The sequence below is a fragment of the Serratia sp. MMO-28 genome (assembly GCF_037199905.1).
GTDB classification, from domain to species: Bacteria; Pseudomonadota; Gammaproteobacteria; order Enterobacterales; family Enterobacteriaceae; genus Chania; species Chania oryzae.
Genome location: NZ_JBBCVB010000036.1, coordinates 1 through 12000 on the forward strand (window position 1 = coordinate 1; position 12000 = coordinate 12000).

Sequence of the window (12000 nt, forward strand, 5' to 3'; positions counted from 1 at the left end):
GCGCAATAAGCTCTCCCACGGGCTTGGTGTCCCAGAGGGCGTACGTGCTGCCACGCCGGGTAAGAACACGGTACAACCTATCTTTTTACATCAACTACAAACATACAAGGGAACTGGTTAGCCTTAACTGACAAGCATTAACCATAATGGCTTCCGCATATTGTTGGCAGGTTGTTTAATGTCGGGGCTATAAAATCCGCACAACAACGTTGTTGAAAGGACTCGTCATGTCTGCATTCCGTGTTCTGTTTTTGCTGGCCGTTGCGGTGCAAATGCCGGTTTATGCCAAGCCCTTGGTGAAAGCCAGCGCTGTGACAGAGGGAACTATCCACTGGCAACCTTGCCGTGGTGCAGCTTTTCAACACTGGTTCACCGACGGGCCACCGCCTCCAGCGTTACAATGTGGCTATGTTGAAGCTCCGCTGAACTACCATCAGCACACAGCTCTAACCGTGCGTTTGGCACTCACGCGTTTGCCCGCGCTAGGGATCAAAAAGGGCAGTGTGGTGATGATTGCCGATGGGCCAGGGCAGCCGGGCATCAACCCAGCGATTTCCGCGCAGGGTGCCGCGCTGAAGCTGCATAAATCCTACGATATCATTGGTTACGATCCGCGTGGCGTGGGGCAATCAACGCCGAAAATCTCGTGCCAACTGACGGAAAGTGAAGAAGCGCCTTTGCCGGATGAGAACGATATTCCGGGGTTTGAGCAACAGCAACGGAACCTGGTCGCAGCCTGTATCAAACAGACGAGCAGTGAAGTGGTGCAGCAGATGGGCACCCAAGCGGCGGTGCACGATCTGGATACCATTCGCCAGGCGCTGGGTGAACCGGCGCTGACCGCCGTAGCCTACTCCTATGGCACTAAAGTGGCGGCGCTGTATGCCGAGCGCTTCCCAAAGAAAACCCGCGCACTGGTGCTGGATGGTGTGGTGGATATTTCACAGGATGATTTCACTCAGCGCATCAATCAGGAGCGGGGTTTTCAGCAAAGCTTCCTGCGCTTCGCCGATTACTGCGAGAAAACCGCATCTTGCATGCTGACCAGCGAGCCGAACCGGGCGATCCAGCTGTATCACACACTATTGCACAAGCTGCATGATGCGCCGCTGGTCACGCAGTCTGGCTATGAAATCTCGGCGGATGATGTGATCACGCTGACGCGTAGCTTGCTGCCTTGGCATGAGCGTTGGCCCGAGCTTGCCGCTGCGCTGCGTAAAATCGATGCCGGGGCTGCTGACGATGAAGTGACCGATTTAATCGACGAAGGCTATACCCCGAACACCGATGATGCGCAAACGGTGATCACCTGCGCCGATGTTGCTCGCCCCAGTAAAGACTGGCTGATGTTGCGCAGAGCGCGTCAGCAAATCAACACCGCGGCGTCCTTCCCGAACTATCTGCCCCTGCATGAATACCCGCTGGAAGCGTGCGATTTCTGGCCTTATCCTGGCCAAGACAAGCCGCACACGCCGGTCGTTTCCCCGCTGCTGCCTCCCTTGTTGTTTATTGCCCAGCATTATGATCCGCTCACGCCATACCATAATGCGTTGGCAATGTCGGCTGGATTCAAAAGCCCGCTGATCACCCGTGAAGGTGATGGCCATACGCTGGCGTTAACGGGAGCTGATAGCTGCGTGGATGAGGCGGTGGTGGATTACTTGCTGATGCCGAAAAAAGTACGGCACGATAGGAGTTGCCGCTAAGCGGGCCGGGCAGGGAGCCCGGCCAGAGGATCAGTCGGCAAAGATATGCGCCTGGCCGAGAATGCTCAGGCTGACGTTTGATCCGACGCGAATCCCTTCGCGGCTGATGGTTTTGATCTCTACGGTTTCGTGGCTGTCGGCCATTAACAGGCTAAGCGTGGAGACAAAACCGGCGAAGTCGATGTGGGTGACCACCGCTTGGCGCTGCGCGGGTTGCGGCGAAAGGCCAAGCTGGATCTGTTCCGGGCGCAGCATGATGCGCGCGTGGCCACGGCGCAGGCGATCGTCCACCGCAATGCGGCCCAGCACGCAGTCCGCCCAACCGTGCTCCAGGTTGGCGGAAAGCACCAGCGTCTCCCCCAGAAACGTGGCGGTGGGTTCGTCCACCGGCCGCAGATAAAGCTCTTGCGGCTGACCTACCTGGGCCAGATTCCCGTTGCGCATCACCGCGACCTGATCGGCAAAAGATAATGCTTCGGCCTGATCGTGAGTCACCAGGATCGAGGCAACATTGGCTTCGGCCAGCAGCTCTGCCACCGCTTTGCGCGTTGCCGCCCGCAGGCCGGTGTCCAGTGCTGAGAAAGGCTCATCCAGCAGCATCAGGGTTGGCTGTTGCGATAACGCTCTGGCCAGCGCCACCCGCTGTTGTTGGCCGCCGGATAACTCATGCGGCCATAAGCTTGCTAAACGCCGATCCAGGGCCACCATATCCATCAGTCGATCAATATGATGCTGTTTTTCCCGCTTGCTGCCTTTCAAACCAAAGCCGATATTGCCCGCGACGCTGAAATGGGGAAACAGGGCGCCATCTTGCGGCACAAACCCGATGCCGCGCTGATGCGCCGGGATCCATACGCCATTATCGGCCAACGTTTTACCTTGCAACCGCACTTGCCCCTGATCCGGGGTTTCGAAGCCGGCAATAATGCGCAGCAACGTGGTTTTTCCTGAACCAGAGGGGCCGACAATCGCGGTGCGGCTGCCTTCGGCGACCCGAAGATGAATGCCTTCAAGGACCGTCACGCCGTTATAGGATTTACCAATGTCATGCAGTTCAAGCGTACTCATAATCCTGCCGTGCGTTTAGATTGAGAATAAAGAAGCCAGGTTAGCGGTAATGACAAAACCACCATAATCAGGGCATAGGGCGCAGCCGCCACATAGTCTATCTCGCTGGTCAGCGCCCAGAATCCGGTAGCCAGGGTACGGGTGCCGTTCGGGGCGAGCAGCAGGGTAGCGGTAAGCTCATTGGTGATCGCCAGGAAAACCAAGGCGGCACCGGCCGCAGCACCGGGAGCCGCTAAACGTAACGTGGTGCTGCACAACGCCTGCAGTGGCGTGCGCCCCAGACTACGCGCCACATTTTCCAGCTCGACCGGCGCTTGTGCAATGCCTGCCCGCAGATTGATCAGCGCTCTGGGCATAAACATCAGCAAATACGCCAGCAGCAGGGTAATTTCGGTTTGATAAATCGGCCGGAACGCATGGATAGTGATGGTGACGAGCGCCAGCGCGACCACAATGCCGGGTAATGAACTGGTGACGTAGTTACAGCCTTCCAGCACCCGGTAGAGCCGCGCCGGGTAGCGCACCGAAAGCCAGGCCATGGGAATGGCACATAGGGTGATAATAAGCGCGCCGCTTGCGGCTAAGGTTAGCGTTTGCCGGACCGCGGGCCACAGATCGCTGTTATCCCAGATGGCAAAACCGCCCAGATAGAGCCAGCGTGTCAGCGTAATAAAGGGCACGCCTAACGCCAGTGCGGTCAGTGCCAAAGGCAGTAACTGGCAGAGCATTCCAGCCACGGGGCTGAGTGGGTAGGGATTCTGGCTACGCGCGCTGCCAGAACCGACGCGCGCATAGCGAGCCCGGCCACGGCTGGCGGCTTCAACCACCAACAGCCCCAGGCAACATAAGACCAGCACACCAGCCAGCATATTGGCCGCCGGGCCGTTAAAGGTGGACTGGAACTGATCGAAAATCGCGGTGGTAAAGGTATCAAAGCGGATCATGGCGTACAGGCCATATTCTGCCAATAAGTGCAGCGCGATCAGCAGTGAGCCCCCCCAGATCGCCAGTTTAAGCTGTGGCAGAATCACCCGGAAGAACACCGCCAGCGGCTTTGTTCCCAGCGAGGTGGCAACGTCTTCAATCCCCGGATCGAGGCGGCGCAACACCGCTGAAACCGGCAAATAGATAAACGGGAAATAGGCCACTACCGAGATAAATACGCCAGCGGCCAAGCCGTGCATGCCGGGCAGCAGGCTGATCCAGGCATAGCTTTGCACAAAGGCCGGAATGGCCAGCGGGGCGATGGCCAGAACGGACCAGATACGACGGCCCGGCAGCCGGGTACGTTCCGTCAGCCAGGCCAGCGCAACACCCAACAGCGCGCAAATCGGCAGGGTGAGTACGACCAGCAGCAGGGTGTTGATCAGCAGTTCCCCGACCCGAGGGCGGAAAACCAGGGTTTTAACCGTTTGCCAACCGGTATCGATGGCTACGCCAATCACAAATCCCAGCGGCAATAGCGCCAGCAATGAAAGCAGGACTGCAGAAACCACCATCCATCGCCCAGGCCGCTGTTGATAGCGCCGCGCCACCGAGTTACCCGGTACAGCTTGCGCGGCATTGATAGAAACATTCGACATAACGGTTAAAACACCTTGTACCTATAAGCGCTGCCTTACAGCAGACCTGCCTCGGTCATCAGTTCAACGACTTTCTTGCTGTTCAGTTTGGAAGGTTCTACTTTTGGCGCGGCCAGATCTTTCAGCGGCACCAGTTTAGGGTTGGAGGCTGCACCCACGCCGACGGCGTATTCAAAGGCGGTGTTAGTCCGCAGGATCTCCTGGCCCTGTTTGCCTGTGATCCACTTCACGAACTCTTGAGCCTGCTGCGGTTGCTTGCTGGAGGCCAGAACTCCGGCACCGGAAATGCTGACAAAGGCGCCAGGATCCTGATGCTTGAAATAGTGCAGTTTGACATTTTTGCTGTTTTCACCGGTCTTGGCACCATCAACAAACGGGTAGTAATGATAGATTACGCCGCTGTCGATCTGGCCAGCGTTAACGGCTTTCATCACGGTGCTGTTGCCTTTATAGGCGGTGAAGTTGGTTTTCATCGCTTTCAGCCATTCACGCGTGGCTTCTTCACCTTTCAGCTCCAGCAGGGCACTGACGATGGCCTGGAAATCGGCCCCTGACGGAGACGCAGCCCAGCGGCCTTTCCATTCTGGTTTAGCCAGATCCAGCAGGGATTGTGGCAACTGCGCTTCGCTGAGCTTGGCCGGATTATAGACAAACACCGTTGAGCGGGCGGCGATGCCTGTCCAGCGGCCATGTTCCGGGCGATACTGCGCTTCAACCTGCGCCAGCGTGCTGGCATCTAAGGGGGCAAACAGCTTGGCATTGTCTACCAATACCATAGCCGGGGAGTTTTCTGTGAGGAAAACGTCAGCCGGAGAAGCGCTGCCTTCCTGCACCAGTTGGTTACCCAGCTCGCTGTCACCGCCGTTACGCAAGGTGACTTTAATGCCGGTGTCTTTGGTAAAACCTTCAACCCAGGATTTCACCAGATTTTCGTGTTGGGCATTATAAACCACGATCCCTTGATCGTTGGAGGTTGCGCTGGCAGAGAAGGCCAGCATCATGGACGTCGCCAGTAAGGCAACAGGCCCCAGAGAGGTGAGACGCAACTTCATACGGTTATCCTTATAGTGATCAAAGAAGAAAAGTGACCAGCGCCGGGTAAGCGCGAGCTGTCAATTGTATCCAAGATCATCAAGAATGATAGTGAAAACGATTCGTATTAGAATATTTTTGATTTTTGCTCACTAAACGGCCTTTCCCTGAGGAAAAATTAAGCGCGATCGGGGCATGAGGGATGTTGCGATGGGAGACGGGCAGGAGCCTTCTCGGGCACAGGCAGACTTGCGTGGCCCGATATTTATTTTTATAGGAATATTCCCTGCTTTATGCCGAATGCTTGGTGGGAATACAGATTTTTCCATTAATAATGTGTGCATCACGGCGTATCCAGTCGTGGACTTTATGAACGCTGGTTTTGTAAGTTTGTGCAAATGACTTTATATCCCCGTCATATTTTTTATATATGAGTTCTTCAACGCTAGTAAATACGCGGCTTTCCATTTTGTGTCACTTCCCTAGGTTTAATTTATTGTAAAATAATGATTTTATTTTTTTGGTGTGTATAGGTACAACCTTATCATGGTTATACCGAGTAGCGTAACATAAAGTATTAAATACGGAAATCGTCCTTTTCCTTACTGAAATTTCTTACTGAGATATTTCTTATAAGAAAGCCTTAAGATAAGTGTTTAATTTAAAGTCAAAGCGGGGTTATTAGATATTTCTTAAATAGAGCCTCAACGAGAGGTGAGTTACTGAGTACAATCAAGCCGAATCAGCCTATACTCGCCGTGTAGTTTATATGCAGTATCTCGTTTGGCGAGGCTCCTATACAAACACAGGTTACTGATCTGACGACATCGAGAGATGCCCAAGGTTAAGACAGGCTTTATCGGATTAAGGTTTAGCCCAAAGTAACTTCTGAAATTTTTTTCAGATACGTTGTATAGTGCTAAAACCTGGACGCGGAGATAGGCTATCTGCACTCCCTCTTTGGTTAACGCCCCTATGCGATTCACTGTTGAAGTTTAAACAGAAATAGGGACTAACATGATTAAATCACTTCCATACTCTGCGGCAATGGCGGCCACCCCGGCGGCAGCGCATAAAGAATCTTCTGTTGCGGGCTATATGAGCTCGGATTTCATCACCGTTTCCGGCACGATGACGGTGAATGAGGCAAAAGAATACTTTTTGTCGCAATTGCGAACCGATGAAATACCCACGCAGCTGTTTATCACCGCCGATGATTATCATCTGCGCGGTATGTTGTCGGTGAAAAAGCTGCTGCAATCCAATGACGGCGATCGCACCTTGGCTTCCATGATGAACCATACCTACTTTCATGTCTCGCCTGATGACGACAGGAATGATGTCGCACATCTGCTGGGCAAGGGCGGGTTGGATGTCGTACCGGTAGTGGTTAATAAGACGCTGGTTGGCGTTTTGGGCGAAAGAGAGATTGCCCGCCTGATTGAAGATGAAAATACCGAGGATGCGCAACGCCAGGGGGCCAGCCTGCCGCTGGATAAACCCTATCTGGAAACCAGCCCTTGGGCGCTGTGGCGTAAGCGTTCTGCCTGGCTGCTGCTGCTGTTTGTGGCCGAAGCGTATACCGGCAACGTGCTGAAGGCGTTTGAGGAACAACTGGAAGCGGCCATCGCGCTGGCGTTCTTTATTCCTCTGCTGATTGGCACCGGCGGTAATAGCGGCACCCAGATCACCTCAACCCTGGTGCGTGCCATGGCCTTAGGCGAGGTCAGCTTGCGCAATCTGGGCGCGGTGATCAGTAAAGAGGTGAGTACTTCGCTGCTGATCGCCATCACCATCGGGGTGGCAGCCTGGATCCGCGCCTGGATCATGGGCGTGGGCATGGACGTGACTCTGGTGGTCAGTCTGTCACTGGTCGCGATCACCGTCTGGAGCGCAATTGTTGCCTCCATAATTCCAATGCTACTGAAAAAAGGGGGGATCGATCCGGCGGTGGTTTCTGCTCCCTTTATTGCCACCTTTATTGATGGCACCGGTCTGATTATTTACTTCAAAATTGCTCAGGCTGTTCTGGGTATTTAAGAGCATGCTTTGGCTCCTGGCATGGGTAGGAGCCAATAACCACGGAGGTGTTTGTCAAGGGAATGAGTGATATCTCAGGTGTACTTTTAATCACAGAGGTCGTTATCGATTACATTTAAACAGGATGAAGTTATGGGAAATATGATGATGTTTATGGGTTTTTTAGGGTTAATCAGCGTACTGGGGCTAGCGGCAGCCTACATGAGCACCCGATGGGATGACTAATGAACGAAAAAGAACCGCCTAGAAACATCCTCCCCGTAATAGCATCTTGGATTGCGGGGAGGATATCGTAATACTCAAAAACTGACGGTATTAACCGCGTGTGATAATTATGATTATTTTTATTATTGGATTGTTTTACGCTATTTTAATGATCTCCGTAGGTATTAATGAGATTTATTTCTACTCAACCGGGAAGTCTGAATTCCTCTCCAGTTTGATGTTAACGTTTTCGGGGAGTATTCTGCTCATCGCTTTTGTCTGGCAATTTACGGCAAAACCAAAAAATTAATGTCTTACTCTGAACATGAGTTGTGCTATGCAAAATGAAAAACAAACCGTTGCCAGAAATTCAATGATTGCCAGCGCTCTACTGGCATTAGGCAAATTTATTGCGGGTATTTTCACCGGCAGTATTGGTCTTATCTCTGAAGGTATCCATTCTTTCACCGATTTTGTCGCGACCTCTATCACCTGGTGGGCGGTGCGCGTCAGTGATAAACCGGCCGATGATGAACACCATTTTGGCCACGGCAAGGTCGAAAACCTGGCGGCGCTGTTCGAGGTGTTACTGCTGTTGGCCGCTGCAGGCTGGATCATCTACGAAGCGACGAGCAGCCTGCTCGGCGAGGCGCACCAGATTGTTGCCGCCCCGGTGGTGATTGCCGTGCTGCTGGTGTCGATCGTGATCGACTTTTTCCGCGTCAAGGCGCTGAATCGCGTGGCAAAAGCGACTGACAGCGCGGCCTTGGAGGCCGATGCGCTGCATTTCTTCTCCGATATGCTGTCATCTGGCGTGGTGTTGCTGGGCATGGTGTTTGTGCTGTTAGGTTTTGCCCGTGCGGATGCAATAGCGGCGCTGATTGTCGCAGGATTTATTCTGTTTGCCGCCTTGAAGCTGGGTAAACGTTCGTTTGACTCATTGATTGACACCGCACCTGCCGGGAGCCGGGAAGATATTAGCGCCTTGCTCAATGATTTCCCGGCGATCCTCTCCACGGAAAGTATCCGGTTGCGCAGCGCCGGGGCCACGCTGTTTATCGAAGTGAGTGTTGGGGTCTGCCGGACGCTGCCGCTGGAGCGGATCAACGCGCTAAAAACGGCGATCACCGCGCAGATTGAGCAGCAATATGCCAATGCCGAAGTGCGGGTGATTGCCATACCGCAGGCCAGAAGCGATGAAGATATGGCAACCCGTATCCGTATTCTGGCGGCCAATCATGGGGCCGTGGTGCAAAATCTTACTCTGCAACAGTTGGCCGATCATATGGCGATCAGCATGGACCTGGCGGTGCCAGCCAGTGCCAGCGTAGAGCAGGCGCATGATATTGCCTGCGAAGTGGAGGATATTCTGCGTCAGGCACTTGGCGAGAACACCGAGATAGAAACCCATTTGGAGCCACAGACGCTGCATTGGCTTGCCAGCCAGGATGTGGAAGACGCTGAGCTGACGCAGATCCAGCAGGCACTGGCGCGCTCTGCTGAACATGGCGAGCTGGTTAAGGACGTGCATAATATCCGCGCCCGTAAAACGCCACAGGGCGTGATTGTGAACTTCCATTGCCGGGTGTTGCCTGCGTTGTCGATTACGGCGGCGCACGATGCGGTTGATGTTATTGAAAGGCAATTAAGAATGCAGTTTCCTGCGGTATCGCGGGTTGTTGGGCACGTTGAGCCGCTGTGATTGACCCACGTCCCTTTTCCTGTGGGAGAGGGGCGTTTTACCGCTCGACCATTTCCCGCCGTATTAACAACTTCTCTCGCTATTCTGGGATAAATAGGCTTTTGCACGCTATGGGTTATTACTATAATTAGCCTTTGTTGTTATTCAGACGGAATCCCTTCGTCTGTTGCGTCCTAACGCCAACTCATGCTGAGTATTCACGGTTATGATGAAGTCCTTACAAATATTCCTGTTCGCCTGTCTGTTGTTGGGTTTTACGCCGATCCTGCCAGCCAATGCCGCCACTCCGGCTGCAGCCGCAGTAGATAGCCAGCCGGATACCGCCACCGCACTGAAGAATTATCAGAAACAGTTGGACACCATCAAGCAGCAGGTCTCAAAAGCCCGTACGGATAATCAGTTGAGCAAACTGTTTATTGCCACACAGACGTTGGCGACCGGTTTAGAGAAATTGGTGACCGATCTGCAGCCAGAACAGGAAAAACTGCGGGCGCAACTGGACGTCCTTGGGCCAGAACCTGCACCCGGTGCGATGGCCGAAACCGCGGCGGTCGCCAAGCAGCGCACGATGCTGAACAGCAGCAAGGCACAGTTGGACGATGCAGTAAAACGTTCGCAAGCGATTAGGGCTAATGCTATCGGGCTGGGGCAACAGATCAACGATCTGCGGCGTGTTGCGTTCAAAACACAGCTAGCGTTGAACACGGGCAGCATTTTGAGTAGTGACTTCTGGGGCGCAGAGGAACAGCCGCCGGAAGAGGATCTGAACCGCTTCAGTGATTTCAATCAGCAGATGCTGCAAATTTGGGATACCAGTTGGCAGGAGGAGTGGCGTTACGGCACCTTGGGGTTATTGGGATTGGTGGTTGTCATCTGGTCGCTGGGCCGTTATGCCGTTGAGCGTTTTCTGGCATTGTTGAGTGTCCGCTATTTACCGGATGGCCGCCTGCGCCGCAGCTTTATGGCGTTAGCCACGGCGATGATTACGCTGTTTGCCGCTACGCTGGCACTCAATCTGATTGAGTTCACTTTTTCTCGCGTGCAAGAGTTCAGCCCTGTGGTTCAGGACTTTGCCAATGGTTTTAAACAATTGGGGGTTTTCTGCGCGTTGATCGCCGGGCTAGGGCGGGCTTATCTGTCACTTAACCGCCCATCCTGGCGTCTGGCGCATCTGGAAAACGCCATTGCTTCCGGTATGCGTTATTTCCCCCCCTTGCTTGCCGCACTGGCATTGGCTTTTGGCTCCATAGAGCAGATTAACAACGTAACCGGGGCCAGCCTTAAGACAACGGTACTGGGCAACGGGCTAGTCTCTACCCTGATGGCGTTAGTGTTGTTGGCGATACCTTTGCGCGTTCGCCATATTCGCCATCGATTAGTGCGTAATGGTGAACACGTTGAGAAGCGCTCCACGCTGGATGGTATCGCCAATATCCTGATCTTGCTCTCTTCCGTGGTGATCCTGCTGTCGCTGTTAATCGGCTACGTCGCGTTTGCCCGTTTTCTGGTCTATCAGTTGATCTGGATTGCGCTGGTTCTGATGGCGTTTTATTTCCTGGTGCTGTTCACCACCGATCTCTGTGCTGCCGTTTTTTCACCGCAAACGACCAGCGGCCGGGCCTTGAAGAAGTCACTTAACTTCAAAGATCGTCATCTTGAACAATTGACGATTATTTTCACCGCTCTCAGCAAATGTTCATTACTGCTGCTGATGATTGTTGCATTACTTAATGGCTCATTTGGCACCACCACCCCTAACTCGCTGATTGAAAAGATTATCGCCATTTTGAGCGGAGAAGGGCTGAAGCGCCTGAATATTGTGCCGAGCAATTTGCTCAATGCGGTGATTATTCTGGTGATCGGCATCTATGTGCTGCGGGTGACTCAGCGCTGGTTGAGCCATGAGCTATTACCAAAAACCATCAGCGATATCGGTATCCGAGCCTCTTTGGTCACGCTGTTCAGCAATGTTGGCTACGTGCTGATCATTTTGATCACCCTGGCCACCTTGGGTATCCAGTGGAACAATCTGGCGTGGATCGTCAGTGCGTTATCGGTCGGTATCGGTTTTGGCCTGCAGGAGATTGTGAAGAACTTTATCTCCGGCCTGATCCTGCTCACCGAACGCCCGGTAAAAGTCGGGGATATGATCGGCATTGGCGGTGTGGAAGGGGATGTGCGCCGCATTAACGTGCGCGCCACTGAGATCCAGCTTAGCGATCGCTCAACCATGATCGTGCCCAACTCACAGTTGATTTCGCAGAACGTGCGCAATGCCACCATGGGTAACGCCCAGGGCGTGGTGACGATCGCACTGACGTTCCCGGTGAATATCGATCCTGAACTGGTGCGTAATATTCTGCTGGAAGCCTATCGGGAATATGAGTCTATTCTTGAAACGCCTGCGCCTTATGTGCGCTTCAGCCAGCTTGGCCCGGATGGCATCATCCTCAGTGTGACCGGCTATGTCGCCAGCCCGCGTATGGTCGGCGCCACCAAAAGCGATTTGCTGTTCAACATTCTCAAAATGCTGCGCGCACAGCAGGTTAATCTCTCTAAACCACAGGAAGTGGTGTTTATGAAGCAGCGCGCCAAAGAGCTGATCGACGAAGAAGAGCATTCTTCCTGATCAACGGGGAACAGGCCCACGCCGTAAAGGGTGTGG

Annotated in this window: 8 protein-coding genes and 1 riboswitch; of the genes, 5 read left to right on the forward strand and 3 right to left on the reverse strand. The window is 53.6% G+C overall.

The annotated features are described in order from the left end of the window. The first annotated feature begins 227 nt into the window (after nt 1-227). Nucleotides 228-1706 carry an alpha/beta hydrolase gene (locus WG891_RS23360; protein ID WP_337264693.1) on the forward strand — a complete coding sequence of 493 codons (1479 nt, stop codon included), beginning with the start codon at nt 228-230 and terminating at the stop codon, nt 1704-1706. A 30-nt stretch (nt 1707-1736) separates the two neighbouring features. On the opposite strand, the gene WG891_RS23365 is transcribed toward WG891_RS23360, so the two are convergent. The 3 genes from WG891_RS23365 to WG891_RS23375 are packed head-to-tail and all read right to left on the reverse strand — an operon-like array spanning nt 1737 to nt 5409. Beyond that, nucleotides 1737-2774 carry an ABC transporter ATP-binding protein gene (locus tag WG891_RS23365; RefSeq protein ID WP_337264694.1) on the reverse strand — a complete coding sequence of 346 codons (1038 nt, stop codon included), beginning with the start codon at nt 2772-2774 and terminating at the stop codon, nt 1737-1739. Continuing rightward, nucleotides 2771-4357 carry an ABC transporter permease gene (locus WG891_RS23370; protein ID WP_337264695.1) on the reverse strand — a complete coding sequence of 529 codons (1587 nt, stop codon included), beginning with the start codon at nt 4355-4357 and terminating at the stop codon, nt 2771-2773. The genes WG891_RS23365 and WG891_RS23370 overlap by 4 nt, the downstream gene beginning before the upstream one ends. A gap of 35 nt (nt 4358-4392) precedes the next feature. Continuing rightward, nucleotides 4393-5409, reverse strand: a complete 1017-nt coding sequence (locus tag WG891_RS23375) for an iron ABC transporter substrate-binding protein (RefSeq protein ID WP_337264696.1) — start codon at nt 5407-5409, stop codon at nt 4393-4395. Between the two features lie 751 nt (nt 5410-6160). Beyond that, nucleotides 6161-6334: riboswitch (M-box (ykoK) riboswitch) on the forward strand. A gap of 72 nt (nt 6335-6406) precedes the next feature. On the opposite strand from WG891_RS23375, the gene WG891_RS23380 reads away from it, so the two are divergent. The 4 genes from WG891_RS23380 to WG891_RS23395 all read left to right on the forward strand — a co-directional run bounded on the left by WG891_RS23380 (nt 6407) and on the right by WG891_RS23395 (nt 11964). Next, nucleotides 6407-7429: a magnesium transporter gene (locus tag WG891_RS23380; RefSeq protein ID WP_337264697.1), complete on the forward strand. Its 1023-nt coding sequence runs from the start codon at nt 6407-6409 to the stop codon at nt 7427-7429. Between the two features lie 144 nt (nt 7430-7573). Beyond that, nucleotides 7574-7654 carry a protein MgtS gene (gene mgtS, locus WG891_RS23385; RefSeq protein ID WP_277755811.1) on the forward strand — a complete coding sequence of 27 codons (81 nt, stop codon included), beginning with the start codon at nt 7574-7576 and terminating at the stop codon, nt 7652-7654. A 316-nt stretch (nt 7655-7970) separates the two neighbouring features. After that, on the forward strand, nt 7971-9335 hold the full coding sequence (locus WG891_RS23390; protein WP_337264698.1) for a cation-efflux pump: 1365 nt from the start codon (nt 7971-7973) through the stop codon (nt 9333-9335). 205 nt (nt 9336-9540) lie between these two features. Continuing rightward, complete coding sequence (locus WG891_RS23395) at nt 9541-11964, forward strand: DUF3772 domain-containing protein (RefSeq protein WP_337264699.1); 2424 nt, start codon at nt 9541-9543, stop codon at nt 11962-11964. Nucleotides 11965-12000 lie beyond the last annotated feature (36 nt).

Coding starts and splice junctions, on each gene's coding strand:
- WG891_RS23360 (WP_337264693.1), top strand. CDS start 228: ATGTCTGCATTCCGTGTTCTGTTTTTGCTGGCCGTTGCGGTGCAAATG.
- WG891_RS23370 (WP_337264695.1), bottom strand. CDS start 4,357: ATGTCGAATGTTTCTATCAATGCCGCGCAAGCTGTACCGGGTAACTCG.
- WG891_RS23390 (WP_337264698.1), top strand. CDS start 7,971: ATGCAAAATGAAAAACAAACCGTTGCCAGAAATTCAATGATTGCCAGC.
- WG891_RS23380 (WP_337264697.1), top strand. CDS start 6,407: ATGATTAAATCACTTCCATACTCTGCGGCAATGGCGGCCACCCCGGCG.
- WG891_RS23365 (WP_337264694.1), bottom strand. CDS start 2,774: ATGAGTACGCTTGAACTGCATGACATTGGTAAATCCTATAACGGCGTG.
- WG891_RS23375 (WP_337264696.1), bottom strand. CDS start 5,409: ATGAAGTTGCGTCTCACCTCTCTGGGGCCTGTTGCCTTACTGGCGACG.
- mgtS (WP_277755811.1), top strand. CDS start 7,574: ATGATGTTTATGGGTTTTTTAGGGTTAATCAGCGTACTGGGGCTAGCG.
- WG891_RS23395 (WP_337264699.1), top strand. CDS start 9,541: ATGATGAAGTCCTTACAAATATTCCTGTTCGCCTGTCTGTTGTTGGGT.